This window comes from Oceanisphaera submarina (genome assembly GCF_046521305.1).
In the GTDB taxonomy this organism is placed as follows: domain Bacteria; phylum Pseudomonadota; class Gammaproteobacteria; order Enterobacterales; family Aeromonadaceae; genus Oceanimonas; species Oceanimonas submarina.
The window spans coordinates 32,519-48,382 of sequence record NZ_JBKGFN010000010.1 but is presented as its reverse complement, the minus strand read 5'-3'; the positions used below and the strand labels follow the sequence as shown (position 1 = coordinate 48,382).

General features: G+C 60.1%; 12 protein-coding genes and 1 CRISPR repeat array (1 of these 13 running past the window's edge). Of the genes, 4 read left to right on the top strand and 8 right to left on the bottom strand.

Annotation, left to right across the window (positions count from 1 at the left end):
• Nucleotides 1-3,180: a CRISPR direct-repeat array (repeat unit 29 nt; unit sequence CCGTTCCCCGTACGCACGGGGATAAACCG); it reaches 1,427 nt to the left of the window's first position.
• Nucleotides 3,181-3,264: 84 nt separating this feature from the next.
• The 4 genes from ACLEIV_RS10890 to rimI all read right to left on the bottom strand — a co-directional run bounded on the left by ACLEIV_RS10890 (nt 3,265) and on the right by rimI (nt 8,443).
• Nucleotides 3,265-4,314 (bottom strand): NADP(H)-dependent aldo-keto reductase, encoded by a 1,050-nt coding sequence (locus ACLEIV_RS10890; RefSeq protein WP_410456669.1) that lies wholly within the window; start codon nt 4,312-4,314, stop codon nt 3,265-3,267.
• Between the two features lie 239 nt (nt 4,315-4,553).
• The gene (locus tag ACLEIV_RS10885) at nt 4,554-6,464 is read right to left on the bottom strand and encodes a PhoX family protein (RefSeq protein WP_410456668.1); all 1,911 of its coding nucleotides are present in this window, start codon (nt 6,462-6,464) and stop codon (nt 4,554-4,556) included.
• Nucleotides 6,465-6,671: 207 nt separating this feature from the next.
• The gene (locus ACLEIV_RS10880) at nt 6,672-7,139 is read right to left on the bottom strand and encodes a hypothetical protein (RefSeq protein ID WP_410456667.1); all 468 of its coding nucleotides are present in this window, start codon (nt 7,137-7,139) and stop codon (nt 6,672-6,674) included.
• 197 nt (nt 7,140-7,336) lie between these two features.
• Entirely contained in the window at nt 7,337-8,443 is a 1,107-nt protein-coding gene (gene rimI, locus ACLEIV_RS10875) for a ribosomal protein S18-alanine N-acetyltransferase (protein ID WP_410456666.1), read from the bottom strand.
• A gap of 138 nt (nt 8,444-8,581) precedes the next feature.
• On the opposite strand from rimI, the gene ACLEIV_RS10870 reads away from it, so the two are divergent.
• Nucleotides 8,582-10,045 carry a RimK family protein gene (locus ACLEIV_RS10870; protein WP_410456665.1) on the top strand — a complete coding sequence of 488 codons (1,464 nt, stop codon included), beginning with the start codon at nt 8,582-8,584 and terminating at the stop codon, nt 10,043-10,045.
• 225 nt (nt 10,046-10,270) lie between these two features.
• On the opposite strand, the gene msrB is transcribed toward ACLEIV_RS10870, so the two are convergent.
• Complete coding sequence (msrB, locus tag ACLEIV_RS10865) at nt 10,271-10,741, bottom strand: peptide-methionine (R)-S-oxide reductase MsrB (protein WP_410456664.1); 471 nt, start codon at nt 10,739-10,741, stop codon at nt 10,271-10,273.
• 2 nt (nt 10,742-10,743) lie between these two features.
• Nucleotides 10,744-11,358 carry a peptide-methionine (S)-S-oxide reductase MsrA gene (gene msrA / locus ACLEIV_RS10860; RefSeq protein ID WP_410456663.1) on the bottom strand — a complete coding sequence of 205 codons (615 nt, stop codon included), beginning with the start codon at nt 11,356-11,358 and terminating at the stop codon, nt 10,744-10,746.
• Between the two features lie 251 nt (nt 11,359-11,609).
• Here msrA and ACLEIV_RS10855 point away from each other — a divergent pair, with 251 nt between their 5' ends.
• The 3 genes from ACLEIV_RS10855 to ACLEIV_RS10845 are packed head-to-tail and all read left to right on the top strand — an operon-like array spanning nt 11,610 to nt 14,144.
• Nucleotides 11,610-12,392 carry a TSUP family transporter gene (locus ACLEIV_RS10855; RefSeq protein ID WP_410456662.1) on the top strand — a complete coding sequence of 261 codons (783 nt, stop codon included), beginning with the start codon at nt 11,610-11,612 and terminating at the stop codon, nt 12,390-12,392.
• Nucleotides 12,392-13,393, top strand: a complete 1,002-nt coding sequence (gene btuC, locus ACLEIV_RS10850) for a vitamin B12 ABC transporter permease BtuC (protein WP_410456767.1) — start codon at nt 12,392-12,394, stop codon at nt 13,391-13,393. The genes ACLEIV_RS10855 and btuC overlap by 1 nt, the downstream gene beginning before the upstream one ends.
• The gene (locus tag ACLEIV_RS10845; protein ID WP_410456661.1) at nt 13,386-14,144 is read left to right on the top strand and encodes a vitamin B12 ABC transporter ATP-binding protein BtuD; all 759 of its coding nucleotides are present in this window, start codon (nt 13,386-13,388) and stop codon (nt 14,142-14,144) included. The genes btuC and ACLEIV_RS10845 overlap by 8 nt, the downstream gene beginning before the upstream one ends.
• A gap of 164 nt (nt 14,145-14,308) precedes the next feature.
• Here the strand turns inward: ACLEIV_RS10845 and ACLEIV_RS10840 are convergent, their stop codons facing one another.
• Nucleotides 14,309-15,343, bottom strand: coding sequence for a 3-deoxy-7-phosphoheptulonate synthase (locus ACLEIV_RS10840; protein ID WP_410456766.1), 1,035 nt, complete (start codon nt 15,341-15,343; stop codon nt 14,309-14,311).
• An 87-nt stretch (nt 15,344-15,430) separates the two neighbouring features.
• Nucleotides 15,431-15,838 (bottom strand): VOC family protein, encoded by a 408-nt coding sequence (locus ACLEIV_RS10835; protein ID WP_410456660.1) that lies wholly within the window; start codon nt 15,836-15,838, stop codon nt 15,431-15,433.
• Nucleotides 15,839-15,864: the final 26 nt, after the last annotated feature.

The following is a 15,864-nucleotide window of genomic DNA, read 5'->3' as shown; positions in this document are numbered from 1 at the left end:
TAAACCGAACCAGTCAGCTGCCCACCGAGATCATTGAGGCCGTTCCCCGTACGCACGGGGATAAACCGATGTATTCCATCCGCTGCATGGCGGCCTGGTACCGTTCCCCGTACGCACGGGGATAAACCGGGTGCAATCCGGTCGCTATGGTGCTACATGGGCCGTTCCCCGTACGCACGGGGATAAACCGGCATGATCCCCCCGTCCCCGACTGGAGACGACCCGTTCCCCGTACGCACGGGGATAAACCGGGCCATCCGGTGCTACGCACGGTACCGGATGGCCGTTCCCCGTACGCACGGGGATAAACCGCGAGATAGTCACGAGCCAAACCAACTGAGCATCCGTTCCCCGTACGCACGGGGATAAACCGATTCACTCCTGGCGGATTGGTTGTGTCGATAGCCGTTCCCCGTACGCACGGGGATAAACCGAGATAACTACGACGATGCGCCTGAGCAAAGAGCCGTTCCCCGTACGCACGGGGATAAACCGGCAGAGGCGGCACCGGCAGGCTTTGCACTGGACCGTTCCCCGTACGCACGGGGATAAACCGTTACCAAACCGCCTCCGGGCGGTTTTTTTATACCGTTCCCCGTACGCACGGGGATAAACCGGGCCCATCGTCGGCCTGGTGGATGGCCTGAAACCGTTCCCCGTACGCACGGGGATAAACCGGCCAGGGTGGTGCGGGTACAGGCCACCAGCAGCCGTTCCCCGTACGCACGGGGATAAACCGCAGTTGCTCGACCGCCTGGCCTTTCCCACCACCCGTTCCCCGTACGCACGGGGATAAACCGTCATTGGTGGTGGTAAATCATATAATTCTGTTCCGTTCCCCGTACGCACGGGGATAAACCGGGGATTATCATTCCGGTGCCGAGCAACTACGACCGTTCCCCGTACGCACGGGGATAAACCGGCTTTGGAGAGATAGACAAGGACCAAGAGGAACCGTTCCCCGTACGCACGGGGATAAACCGACGCGGCACTGTCTGGTGCACTGTCCGGGTGGCCGTTCCCCGTACGCACGGGGATAAACCGCGCTTTTGCAGATCCCAGTCGACAGTAACGCCCCGTTCCCCGTACGCACGGGGATAAACCGAGTTCACGGGAATGGTCTTATGATGAACCAACCCGTTCCCCGTACGCACGGGGATAAACCGGTATCGAGACAATTTTCATGGCCCGCATTTCGCCGTTCCCCGTACGCACGGGGATAAACCGTTATACAAGGACGGCATCACATGGGGTGAAGGCCGTTCCCCGTACGCACGGGGATAAACCGCAGCTGACCGGTACCGGCCTGACCGCCAGCGACCGTTCCCCGTACGCACGGGGATAAACCGGCAACCATGGCTGGCTACACCTTTGATGGGAACCGTTCCCCGTACGCACGGGGATAAACCGCCATCAATTTATCAGGGTGCTTTGTTAGGTGTCCGTTCCCCGTACGCACGGGGATAAACCGCGACGGGCATGACAGGTGCTCTTTTATGGGCGCCGTTCCCCGTACGCACGGGGATAAACCGTTCGCTGCCGCCGCGCCGTCGAAAACGGGGATCCGTTCCCCGTACGCACGGGGATAAACCGCTGGAGGGATGGACGAAATAATGCAGCGTTCTCCGTTCCCCGTACGCACGGGGATAAACCGGGCAGTGTGACGCTGGCGGGCAGGATGCCGGTCCGTTCCCCGTACGCACGGGGATAAACCGCATCAGTTAAGCTCCCGAGTTACTGTGAAAAACCGTTCCCCGTACGCACGGGGATAAACCGCGTTCCAGATTGTCCAGTGCTTGATATTTTTTCCGTTCCCCGTACGCACGGGGATAAACCGGTAAATACCTCGCGAAAAAACAGGCCGAGGAACCGTTCCCCGTACGCACGGGGATAAACCGGTGTATCTGACCACGGTCGGCACCGACAACGCCCGTTCCCCGTACGCACGGGGATAAACCGCGACTACGCCAACGGCATTCATCGGCTGCAAACCGTTCCCCGTACGCACGGGGATAAACCGTATGACCATTCACAGTACCAGACGTATCACTTCCGTTCCCCGTACGCACGGGGATAAACCGCTCAACCTGCAAACGCCGCCCAATGCCGACAGCCGTTCCCCGTACGCACGGGGATAAACCGTGGGGGAAGTCGCGCTTCATGCGTGTGGGCGTCCGTTCCCCGTACGCACGGGGATAAACCGGTCGCTGTGGTTGCGATTGGCCTTCATGGTCACCGTTCCCCGTACGCACGGGGATAAACCGGACTACCGCTGGGTGGACCCGCGCTACCTGCGCCGTTCCCCGTACGCACGGGGATAAACCGGGCATCAAGCCCGGCTTTGACTACCGGGACGTCCGCTCCCCGTACGCACGGGGATAAACCGCGTTTTCCCCTTTCCCTCTCAATTCGGAAACGACCGTTCCCCGTACGCACGGGGATAAACCGAGGTGGAGGGCTGGAACAATCAAATCGAATGGCCGTTCCCCGTACGCACGGGGATAAACCGCTTTATTTCGTTGTGAAGAAATGACAGTCCCACCGTTCCCCGTACGCACGGGGATAAACCGTATATTTATACAGCCTGTTCAAATTAACAGTACCGTTCCCCGTACGCACGGGGATAAACCGCGAGGATTTTACTAATGGAAATGACCCAAACCCGTTCCCCGTACGCACGGGGATAAACCGTTTTGCGGACTGATAACGAACGACCTTGTCACCCGTTCCCCGTACGCACGGGGATAAACCGCAGTTCCACATCGAAGTTCATGCCGGAGATGCCCGTTCCCCGTACGCACGGGGATAAACCGCTGGGTGGCCGCATGGACGACACCAGCCGCACCCGTTCCCCGTACGCACGGGGATAAACCGAAATTCGCGGCTTGGTTCAAAGCACAACAATCCCGTTCCCCGTACGCACGGGGATAAACCGCCATAACCCGGGTGCGACTTGGCCGACGGGGTCCGTTCCCCGTACGCACGGGGATAAACCGCCCTTGCGGTCCTGATTCTGAGCTGCGCTGCGCCGTTCCCCGTACGCACGGGGATAAACCGCGACCGGGTATCGCCCGAACCGATTGTGTCTGCCCGTTCCCCGTACGCACGGGGATAAACCGCCAAGGCTGACAAGCTGGCTGAGGATATGGAGCTGTTCCCCGTATGCACGGGGATAAACCGACCCAGCTCTCTAATCCTCCAGCCGCCTACGGCTGTTCCCCGTACTCACGGGGAGTCAGTTTTTGCCTCATCTATGTAGTGAGCTCACACCGCCGGATTGGGTATCTGCTGGTGCAGTTCTTCTACGGCCGACAGCAGTTCCGGGCTGAGGGTGATGTTCACGCTGTCGATGTTTTCTTTCAGTTGGGTCAGGTTGGTGGCGCCGATGAGGTTGCTGGTCATGAAGGGGCGGCTGTTCACAAAGGCCTGGGCCAGTTGTGCCGGAGTAAGGTTGTGCTCCCGGGCCAGGGCTGCGTAGGCGTGGCTTGCCTGCTGGGCGCGGGGGTTGAGGTAGCGCTGAAAACGGTCGTACAGGGTCAGGCGGGCGCCGGCGGGGCGGGCGTTGTTTTCGTATTTGCCGGTGAGCATGCCAAAGGCCAGTGGGGAATACGCCAGCAGACCGACCTGTTCGCGCAGGCTGAATTCCGACAGGCCCACTTCATAGCTGCGGTTGAGTAGGTTGTAGGGGTTCTGAATGCTGACGATGCGCGGCAGGCCGGCCTGCTCGGACAGCTTCAGGTATTGATGCAGACCCCAGGGGGTTTCGTTGGACACGCCAATCTGGCGAATTTTTCCGCTTGCTACCAGCTCTTCCAATGCGCGCAGGGTTTCTTCAATAGGGACCGTTTCTTCCTGCTCCAGCCTGTCCATGCCCAGCTTGCCAAAGTAGTTGGCGCTACGGTCCGGCCAGTGCAGTTGATAAAGGTCGATGTAGTCGGTTTGCAGTCGGCGCAAACTGTCGTTGGCTGCTTCAATCAGGTTGGCTCTGTCCAGGCAGGCCTTGCCGTTGCGAAAGTAGGAGGGCCGTACCGGATTGCGTGACGGCCCCACCGCCTTGGTGGCTAGGATCAGGTCTTCGCGCTTGCCTCGGGCCTTGAGCCAGTGGCCAATCATGGTTTCGGTGTCGCCCCGGGTGTGTTCTCTGGGCGGAATGGGATACATCTCGGCGGTGTCGATAAGGTTGATGCCGTGATCCACCGCCATGTCCAGCTGGGCGTGGGCCTCGGCTTTACTATTCTGCTCGCCCCAGGTCATGGTGCCCAGACCAATCAGACTGACGTCGATATCGGTGTTGCCCAGTTTTCTGTATTGCATTGCGCTCCCCACAGGTTGGTTGCATGTTTTTGAAAAAAAACAGCATATCAGCAAAAGGGGTGGAAGATCATGATGCCCCTTCGGGGAGCTGTCAGCGGTGCTGATTGCAGACGCTGAGTGGTATCTGTTGGTGTGATGATGTTTGTGATATGGACACCGGCCTTCGCCGGAGTGACGTTATTTTGTAGGCCGGAGATCCCCGGCCTACAATGTCCCAAGTCCCGAGTCTCTGAAGGTAATCAGGCGCCGATGATGCCTCCGTCTTCGCGGGTGATGATCATCACACTGGAGCGGGGGGTGCTGTCGCCACCGAGAGGAAAGTGAGATCCGGCAAGCTCTTCACCCGGGTGTTGCACACCCACGAACAGGTTTTTTTGATCCGGGCTGAAGGCCAGGCCGGTTATTTCGCAGGCAATGGGACCGGTGAGAAAGCGGCGTACTTCACCGGTGCCCGGGTCGGCACACAGCATCTGGTTGTTGCCCTGGCCGGCGAAATCGCCCTCGTTGGAGTAGTTGCCGTCGGTCTGGATCCACAGGCGTCCGGCCTGGTCAAAGCCGATGCCGTCCGGGCTGTTGAACATGTTGTCGGCGTTGATATTGGCGGAGCCGGCGTAAAGGCCATCGTTGTGGACGGTAGGGTTACCGGCGAGCAGGAACAGATCCCAATCGAAACCGGCGTCGGTGTGGTTGCCATTGGCCGGCTGCCAGCGCAGGATCTGGCCGTAATGGTTTTCGGCGCGAGGGTTGGGACCGTCGACCGGCTGGTTGTCTTTTACTCCCCGATTCTTGTTGTTGGTCAGGGTACAGAACACCATCGGTTCGGTAGGGTGAGCGGCTACCCACTCGGGCCTGTCCATGGTAGTGGCGCCAACTTGAGTGGCGGCAAGGCGGGCGTGGATCAACACCTCGGCCTGGCTGCTGAAGCCGTTTTCCGGCGTCAGGCCGTTTTTACCGAAGGTCAGTTCCAGCCAGTCGCCCTTGCCCTTGAGTTCACCCTCGCTGGCAGCGTTAAAGCGGGCCACATAGAGGGTGCCTTTGTCCAGCAACTCACGGTTGGCCGCTATGTCGCTCGGGTTGTACTTGCCTTCACTGACAAAGCGATACAGGTGCTCGCCGCGTTCGTCGTCGCCCAGATACACCACCACATGACCGTCGTTATCGATCACCAGCTCGGCATTTTCGTGTTTGAAGCGGCCGAGTGCAGTGCGCTTTATCGGGGTGGAAGCGGGGTCCCTGGGGTCTATTTCCACTACCCAGCCGAAGCGGTTGGCTTCGTTGGGGTGTTTGGCCAGATCGAAACGCTCGTCAAACTTGTGCCACTGCCAGCCGGCGTCTTCGGCACCTATGCCGTAACGGGCCTGGGCCGGGGTGATCTCGGCCTGGCCGGAGGTGCCAAAGTATCCGTGTACGTTTTCTTCACAGGTGAGGTAGGTGCCCCAGGGGGTCATACCGTTGGCGCAGTTGTTGAAGGTGCCCAGAGCCAGCTCGCCCTTGGGGTCGGCCTGGGTTTTGAGCAGGTCATGGCCCCTAGCCGGACCGCTGATGGCCATGGGGGTGTTGGCGTCGATACGGCGGTTGAACTTGCCGTCTTTCTCAAAGCGCCAGCCATCAGCCTGCTTTTTAAGGGTAAGAACGGACACGCCGTGGGCGGCCTGGGCGCACTTGACGTCTTCTTCACCCATGTTCTTGCCCTGGTGGGGGAACATCAGCTCGTAGTTACAGTATTCGTTGTTGATGGCCAGGATGGCGGTGTTGTCGTCCACCGGGAAAAAGCTCATGCCATCGTTGTTGTCGCCAAACTGACCGGCCTGAGCGGCCGCCGTGTTGCCGCCGCCGTTGATGAACTCGGCGACGTTGGAAAACAGCGGATCGCCCCAGGAGATCAGGCGTTCGGCCTTGTAGCCTGGCGGTACCACAAAGGTGTCGGCGGTGCTGGTGGGGACGGCTTCAAAACCCAGCAGCGGGCTGCACCCGGTGGCGGCGGCCATGGTGCGGGAAAGTGGCGAGGCGCTGAAAAAAGCCACGGCGCCCAGGGCGGCGGCACCACCGAGGAAGCGGCGGCGGCTCAGACTCTGTTCAACCATCCGGGTAAACTCGGGCATCTCGGTGCGGGGGTGGTTCTGTTCGTCCTTCAGTTCAAACTGGCTCATTTTTAACTTATCCTTTGCTCACATGGGGTTATGACCACTTTATGACTGCGGCTTAGGCTAGCGATGAATCATGGCAGTTTGATAGCAACCGTATGACAGGAAGATGATGATGCGAATGGATCGCCGATACGAAATACCACCCGCGGGAGATATAAAGAAAAGGCCCGCTGTATGTCGGGCCTTTCAGGTAGTGGTCGGTCGATCGTTCTAGTCATGATCGTGGCGATGTTTGCGCCAGTTTTTGTGCTTATGTTTGTGCTTGTTATAACGCTTGTCGTGATAGTAGTGATGCACTTCCTTTTCGCGGTGGCCGTCTCCGGAACGCGCACCCAGGGCCGAGCCGGCACCGCCGCCGATACCGGCACCAATCAGCTGGCCCGTGTCACCGGCCAGGTTTTTACCCAGCGCGGCACCACCCAGGGCGCCCACGGCACCGCCGATGGCGGCTTCGTTCTTGTTGCCTCTGTCGGCGGTCACGGCGCCCCCGGCGGCGCCACCCAGGGCGGCCCCCACCAGGGCACCGGTGTCACCGCCCATTTGTTTACCGAGTAATGCGCCGGCAGCACCGCCACCGGCACCGCCGATAATAGTACTGAGGGTTTCACCGGCCAGGGCCGGGGTGGCAGCAAACATCAGCGGCAGCAGGCCAAAGGCGATAATGTGTTTTTTCAACATACAGGCTCTCTCTCAGACTGTTTATAATTTGGCGTCACTATACAAAGGATTGTCTGCAAGGGAAGCGATATCGGATGGGTTATGTTTGAGCCTGAAGAAAATGAATCTAGGTAAGTTATTGTTTAATAATATTTTTTGTTTTTTCGTGATTGACAGCGACTTGCCATGACCGACAGTTCCTGACCGTTGATGTGTTTTCAGTCCCTGAACAGCCACACCAGGGTACGCAAACCCTGCTGACCGTAGCGGGCCAGACGGTCGAAGCGGCTGCGTTCTATCGGCAGATACTGTTTGTCGACCGGACTTTCCCCGGCGGCTTCGTCGATATCCGGGTCGTGGATATAAACGAATTCCTTGTCGATGGCACATACCAGCACCCAGTGCGGCGCCTTGCGACCGTCCAGATGATAGGTGCTGATCAACACCAGCGGCAGGCCGCCCCGGCCTAGCCCTTGTTCCAGTTGCACCAGGGTAAAGTGGCCGTATTCGGGTTCAATATTCAGCGCGTCCATCTGGGCCAGAAACTGCTGATGCACCCGTTCCAGTATCTGTTTCTTGTCGGCGGTGCGTACGCCACCCACAAACAGCGGCCCGGTCTGATTGAGGGTTAACGCCACCTTAAAGCCGCGTCTGTGGGCGGCCAGTGCCAGGCCGTGGGGGCCGCAGCCGCCATGGCCGCTGGTCATGAAAATGGTGGTGGCCTCGCGCCACAGTTGCAGCTCTTCATCTATTTCCGGCCGGTAATCCGGATTGAGGGCACTCACCGCCATCATCAGCGAGGCCGGACCACAGGTAAAGTCGGTGGTCTGGCGGTAGTAGGGTACTTCCTTGCTGCCACTGAGCGGATGATAGTGATGTACCCGTTTCTGGTAGCGCAGGGCAATTTGATGATCTTCGTAATAGTCGTGGTAGACCCCGAACTGGCGGTAACCCAGGCGTTGGTAGAGGTTTTGCGCCGACACGTTATCGGCCCGTACTTCCAGGCGCATGAACACGGCACCCTGTTCCCGGGCACAGGTTTCGGCGGCGTTCATCAGCGCCCGGCCCAGCCCCAGGCCGCGGGCGTCCGGGGCCACCGTGATGGAATACACCCGTGCCAGCCGGGTATTGCGGCGAAACAGCACCAGAACATAGCCCAGCAGTTGCCGGTTTTGCTCGGCGACCAGCAGCCTGTCCTGCGGGTGTTCGATAAAGCGCTGAAAGCTGCGCCGGCTGATCCTGTCCTGACTGAAACAGCGTTCTTCAAGCGCCACCAGTTCGTTCAGTTCGGACTTGAGGGCGGGGCGGACGAGGGGGACGGACATAGGTCACCGACAGGGTGTTACGGGAGATCTCAACATACGATAATTTGATATTGGCCGCGAGAAAATTTCACTGTGTTCACGGTAATTTGCGTATAGAGTGAACCTCATATCGCGGCTGCAACCCTAACGGATTTTCACATGACTCAACTTATCCTGGTGGTGGATGAACTCAGCGCCTGGGCGCCGTATTTTCCCAGCGAAAACCTGGTCGACTTTCAGGCCTACCTCAAGCAACCCCCGGCCAAAAATGCCCCCCGCACCAGGGTGATCAACCTGTGCAAGACCGGCAAGTATCTGTCAAACGGCTATTATTGTTCGCTGTTGGCAGAAGCCCGGGGTCAGCATGTTATTCCCTCTGTGGCCACGCTCAACAACCTGCGCAACAAGGGGTTGTTTGCCTTCGGTTTTAACGGGGTGGCCGATACGCTGGCGGCATTGGTTACCGATGACGAGGTAAAACAGATCAAGCTGAAGAGCTACTTCGGGCAGGTGACCGAGCCGGGGCTGGAGCCGTTGTGCCGGGAGCTGTTCGAACGGCTGCCTTGCCCGGTGCTGGAGCTGACCTTCAAGAAGCGTTCACGCTGGGAGCTGACCGGGCTGGCTACCTTGTCGCCGAGAGAGTTGCGGGGCGAGGAGGAAGACCGTTTCGCCGAGGCGCTGGAAGCCTATTCCCGCATCATCTGGCGCAAACCCAAAGCCACCAGGCGTTACCGTTACGATCTGGCCATGCTGGTCAACCCGGACGAAGAGCTGCCGCCTTCCGATCCCAGGGCGCTGCAACGTTTCGTCAAGGCCGGCGAGCGGGCCGGAGTCAACGTGGAGTTTATCACCCGCAAGGATTATCAGCGACTGGCGGAATACGACGGCCTCTTTATCCGCGAGACCACCGCCATCGATCACCATACCTTTCGCTTCGCCCAGAAGGCCGAGCACGAGGGGCTGGTGGTGATTGACTCGCCGACTTCCATTTTACGTTGTGCCAACAAGGTGTTTCTGGCCGAGAGCTTTACCAAGCACGGCGTGCCCACCCCCAGAACGCTGATGGTGAACCCGAAAGAGAAAGAATCCGTGGGCTGGCTCGAGCATGAGCTGGGTTATCCTCTGGTGCTGAAGATCCCGGACGGCGCCTTTTCTCGCGGCATCTACAAGGTGGCAGACAGGGCGGCGCTGATAGAGACGCTGGCGATTCTGCGCAACGCCTCGGCGCTGGTGCTGGCGCAGGAGTATTTCTTTACCGAATTTGACTGGCGCATCGGGGTGCTCAACCACCAGCCGATTTTCGCCTGCAAGTACTTTATGGTAAAAGGCCACTGGCAGATTTACCGCCACAACGGCGGCGGCAAAGAAGCGGACTCCGGCAGTTTCGTGACCCTGCCCACCTTCGAGGCGCCCAGGGCGGTGATCGGCGCCGCGCTCAAGGCGGTCAAGCCCATCGGCGATGGCCTCTACGGCGTGGACATCAAGGAAGGGAAGGGCCGGGTGGCGGTGATAGAGGTGAACGACAACCCCAACATCGACCACGGCGTGGAAGACGTGTTTTTGAAAGACAAACTCTACGACATGGTGATAGCAGACTTCGTGCGGAGATTTGAAGCGAACTGAGCATCGCTGCAGCGGCGGCGACATCGTGAGCCGGTCGGTCTCGTAGGGTCATTTCAATGGACTTGCCGTGTCATCACGGCATGATGTGGTCGAATACTCTTACCTAAAATAAGTTGACCCTACGAAAAACGGCTCCTGTAGGCGCCCATTTATGCGGCGCACGTCTACCGGCGACGCCGGGTTGCCGGGCGTGACCACATGCAGTGCCTATGTACCGTCGAGCGTTTACAGAAAATCGCGCTCGCCGCGGCGCAGCGGGTCCGGCTTGGGCTCGCCGTCGGCACAGAAATTGAGCGAGGCCGAGTTCAGGCAATAGCGCAGGCCGGTGGGGGCCGGGCCGTCCGGAAACACATGACCCATGTGGCCGTCGCACCGGCGGCAGCGAATTTCGACCCGGCGCATGCCGTGGCTCACATCCGACAGCTCCAGAATATGATCCGGGTGATAGGGCGCGTAAAAGCTGGGCCAGCCGGAGCCGGACTCGAACTTGCAGGCCGAAGAGAACAGCGGCAGGGCGCACAGCTTGCATACGTAGCTGCCATCCTGGTGGTTATCGAGCAGGCCGCCGCAAAACGGGGCTTCGGTACCCTGACTCAGCAAAATTCGTTTTTCATCTTCGCTCAGTTGTGCGGCAAGTTGCTGCAACTGCGCGTCCGTAGGGGGGCTCAGATCGTAGGGACTGGGAGTTTGTGCCATGGTTACAGATCCTTTTTCAGCCGGTGTTTAAAGAAATGTTGCACCTTGGCCACCTTGGGCTGGGCAACGGCGGCGATATAGGGCTGGTTGGGATTGGTTGCCGCATAGTTCTGATGATAGGTCTCTGCCGGATAAAATGTGGTCAACGGCTCTAGGCTGGTGACCACCGGCGCCCGAAATACGGTGTTTTTCTCCAGCAAGGCAATATAGTCGGCGGTCAGCTGGCGTTCGGCGCCGTCCTGATAAAATACCGCCGAGCGATACTGGCGACCACAGTCGTTACCCTGGCGGTTAAGCTGGGTGGGATCGTGGGCGATGCCGAAAAATACCTTCAGCAGGGTGCCGGGGCCGATGTCGGCGCTGTCGTATTCGATGGCGATGGCTTCCGCATGGTCGGTGTTGCCACTGCACACGGCATCATAATTTGCGGTGTCGGCCGTGCCGCCCGTATAACCTGAGACCACGTTCAGCACCCCGTTCAGCTGGCGATACACCGCCTCGGTGCACCAGAAGCAGCCCCCGGCCAGCACCAGCCGGCGCACACCTGTGTTCAGAAAGGCATTGTCGTCGGCATCGGGAAAGTCACCGGGTAACAGGCTCAGCACAGAATCCGTCATCACATTTCTCCTCGTGGATAATAAGGCTACGTTACCACAGCCAACCGCCTGGCTAAACGACCTTGCGCGGTCTGCCCGGGAGTAAAGCGGTTTATGCTGCCAGCGTCGTTGCAGAAAGTGGTTGTGCTGAACGGGACCCGAGCTAACCACTTCATCTGTATGGCGAAAACACGACCAGCCGAGGGTTTTGCTGTTGCTGCTTTTGCCATCCTGATAGTCTATGCGCCTTTGTGCTGAATGTCGGAATCATCATGGAACTGGACTTGCTTACGCTGGGGTTGCTGGCGCTGGCGGCGCTGCTGGCGGGCTTTATCGATGCCATTGCCGGTGGTGGCGGCCTGATCACGGTGCCGGCGCTGCTGGCCACCGGCATGCCGCCGACCGTGGCCTTGGCCACCAACAAGCTGCAAAGCAGCTTCGGTTCGTTTTCTGCCACCTTTTACTACCTGCGCCGGGGGCTGATTGACTGGCGAACCATGAAGTGGGCGGTGGTCTGTACCTTTATCGGCAGCATGCTTGGCACCTTGCTGGTGCAGCGTATCGATGCGTCTATTCTGCAAAAAGTGCTGCCTTTTCTGCTGGCGGCCTTTGCGCTGTATTTTCTGTTTTCACCCCGGGTAGGGGATCAGGACCGCCAGCGTCGCTTGGGTATTATTCCCTTCGCCCTTCTTATCGGCACCGGCGTCGGCTTTTACGACGGCTTCTTCGGCCCCGGCACCGGCTCCTTCTTCGCCCTGGGCTTTATTGCCCTGGCCGGATTCAGCATGGCCAGAGCCACGGCCCACACCAAGTTGCTCAACTTCACCTCCAACATCGCCTCGCTGCTGTTCTTTATTCTCGGAGGCCAGGTGGCCTGGGTGGCGGGGTTGTCGATGGCGCTGGGGCAGTTTGTCGGCGCCCGGCTGGGCTCGAAGATGGTGGTGACCCGGGGCACCCGTATCATCAAACCCATGCTGGTGACGGTGTCGCTGGTGATGTCGGTACGCCTGCTGTGGCAACAGTATCCGGCCTGGTTTGCCTGGGCGAGCCTGTGATGCTGGCCACACTCTTGCAGCAACAACAGCGTAAATATCAATACTGGCTGCTGGGATTGGGTCTGTCACTGCTGGCGGCCATGTTGCTCAGCCTGCAGTTGGGTGCCGTGGGCGTGGGCATCGAGGCCTTGTGGCAACCGGTATCACAGCTGGAGCAGCAGGTGTTCTGGCAGTTGCGGCTGCCGCGTACCCTGCTGGCGGTGCTGGTGGGCGCCAGTCTGGCCCTGTGCGGCGCCGTGTTGCAGGTGTTGCTGCATAATCCGCTGGCCGAGCCCGGGTTGATTGGTATTTCCAGCGGGGCCAGTCTGGCGGCGGTGTTGACCCTGTCGCTGTCGGTGCATTTTGGGCTGGCCCTGCCTTACTGGAGCCTGTCGCTGGCCGCCTTTGTCGGCGCCTTGCTGGTCACCCTCTTGCTGCTGGCGCTGGCACGCCGCCGACTGGGGCCGGGGGCACTGTTGCTGTTCGGGGTAGCGGTGGGCATTCTCGCCAGTGCGGTGCTGACCTGGTTACTGTATCTGGCCGACGATGCTTCGTTGCGCAGTTTTCTGTTCTGGATGATGGGCAGTCTGGGCCATGGCCAGCCGCTGTCGTTGTGGTGGTGGCTGCCGGCGTTGTTTGCGCTGGGCTGGCTGGTGCGGCAGGGCAGGAAGCTCGACGTGTTGGCGTTGGGCGAGCATCAGGCCCGGTTACTGGGGTTGAATGTGCGGTGGTTGCAACCCCGGCTGGTGCTGGCGGTGTGCCTGCTCACCGCCTTCAGCGTGGCCATGGCCGGGCCCATCGGTTTCGTCGGCCTGGTGGTACCGCACCTGCTGCGGTTGCTGGCTGGCGGCAAGCAGCGCTTCTTGCTGCCAGCCTCCATGCTGGCCGGCGGCATGATGCTGACCCTGGCCGATGTGGCGGCGCGCACCGCGCTCACTGTGGGCGAGCTGCCTATCGGGGCCGTCACCGCAACGGTTGGTGCTCCGATATTTATCTGGTTGTTGGTGCGTCGCCATGCTTGAGCTTGAACACTTTACCCAGACCGGACGGGTCGGCCCCGTCAGCGGGGCATTTGCGCCGGGTCGGCTGACTCTGCTGATTGGCCCAAACGGCAGTGGCAAGTCCAGCCTGCTGGCGGGCGCGGCAGGCCTGAGTGACAGCGACGGTGAAGGCCGGGTCCGGTTGGACGGCCAGGCCTTGTCCGGTTTCAGCCTGCACGAGCTGGCCCGGCACAGGGCCATGCTGGTTCAGCAGACGGTATTGCCTCATGGCTTGCGTGGCTATGAATTGCTGGCGCTGGGGGCCGAGCCGCTGGGCGGAGTGAGCGCAGCGGTGTGTCGGGCCATCGCCGATTTGGCCGGCCCTCTGGGGCTGGAGCCGCTTTATGCTCGTCAGTTGAACACCCTGTCTGGCGGTGAGCAGCAACGGTTGCTGATTGCCGGCACCCTGTTGCAGGTTGACCCCGCCACCAACCCCGATGCTCGCCTGTTACTGCTGGACGAGCCCCTGGCTGGACTGGACTGGCATCATCAGCTCGCCACCCTGCGCCTGCTGCGCGGTTATGCGGAACAAGGACTGGCGGTGGTGGCCTCGATTCATGACATCAACCTCGCCTGCCAGTACGCGGACGAGATCTGGTGTTTGCACCGGGGGCGGCTGGCGGCGCGGGGCGCCCCCGAGATCATTACCCCTGCACTTATCGCCGAGGTGTTTGAGGTCAAGGTGCGGGTATTCGAGCAGGATGGCCGCCGGATTATGCTGCCGGAAGAGTGAAGCGCGGGAAGGTCAGCCGCAAGCGGCCAATGGTTGCCGCCGCTTCAGCTGGCGGCTCACATCGCACGAGGCCCTCAGGCGATATGCCATTCTGGCAGACATGTCGTTGCCGACCGATTTACGCCGCATAAATGGACGCCAGCTTACCGCTTATCGCTTGCACTTCATGCCTGATACAGGGTTTCCAGCAACTGCTCGGTGTCGTCCCAGCCCAGGCAGGCGTCGGTGATGCTCTGGCCGAATACGTCCGCCTTGCCTTCCACCACATCCTGGCGACCCGATTCGATAAAGCTCTCGGCCATGATCCCGGCAATACGGCGGCTGCCGCCCTTGAGCTGGTTGCAGATGTCCTGTGCCACCAGCAACTGGCGCTGGTGCTGCTTTAGGCTGTTGCCATGGCTGAGATCCACCACCAGCCGGGGTGACAGACCCACCTGCTCCAGCCCGTTTGCGGCCTCGGCCACGCTGTCGGCGTCGTAGTTGGGCGCCTTGCCGCCGCGCAGGATCAAATGACCGAAGGGATTGCCGCTGGTCTGGTAGATGGTCATCTGACCGTCTTTGTCCGGCGAGCAGAAAATATGCGGGTGACCGGCGGCGCGTACCGCGTCCAGTGCAATCTGAATGTTGCCGTCGGTGCCGTTCTTGAACCCCACCGGGCACGACAGGGCCGAGGCCATTTCACGATGTACCTGAGACTCGGTGGTGCGCGCCCCGATGGCGCCCCAGCTGATCAGATCGGCAATGTACTGACCGGTCACCATATCCAGAAACTCGGTGGCGGTGGGCAGCCCCAGGGCGTTGATGTCGCACAATAACTTGCGGGCCAGTTGCAGGCCGGTGTTGACGTCGAAGCTGCCGTCCAGATGCGGATCGTTGATCAACCCCTTCCAGCCGACTATGGTGCGCGGCTTTTCGAAATAGGTGCGCATCACTATACACAGCTTGTCGGCATAACGGGCACGCAGTGGGGCCAGTCGCTCGGCGTAGGCGAGGGCGGCGGCCGGGTCGTGAATGGAGCAGGGTCCTACTATCACCAGCAGCTTGTGGCTGGTGCCGGTCAGAATGGCTTCAATCTCGGCGCGGGCGGTCAGCACCGTCTGGGCCATGGTATCGGAGAGGGGGAATTGGGTGTTCAGTTGGTGCGGGGTGATCAGCGCCGCCAGGCGGCGGCTTCTTAGTTCATCTGTGTTCGGAGACATCATATTGCCTGCTGCAAAGTCGATGTCCTTACCATAACGGAAAGCCGTGGCAGGGAAAACCACGGCAATCCATAAATCCTGGGGTATTTACGGATTGGTGAAGCGCTGACCGGAGATCTCCGGATGGTAGATAGGCTGGATCACGTTACCGGCCGGATCGGTAATGTGGAAGCTGCGGGCGCCGTCGCTGTGGTCGTGCGGGCGGTCCAGCATGGTCACACCCTTGCTCTGCAGGTACAGGAACCACTGCTCCAGCTCTTCCTTGCTGTCGACGATAAAGCCGAAGTGGTCCATGCTCTGCACACCGCTGGCGGGCAGGTCGGCGCGGCCCAGAGACAGGTTGTCGTTGCCGCAGGTGAGGTACACCAGATCCTTGTGGGCCCGGCGTAACAGCTCCATGCCCATGATCTCGGTGTAAAAACGCTCACATTCTTCCAGATTGGGCATAGTGAAGGCGATATGACGCATGCCGTTCAAACGACTGGGTCTTTCCATGGCGGGGCTCCTTGTCTCTTGGCTGA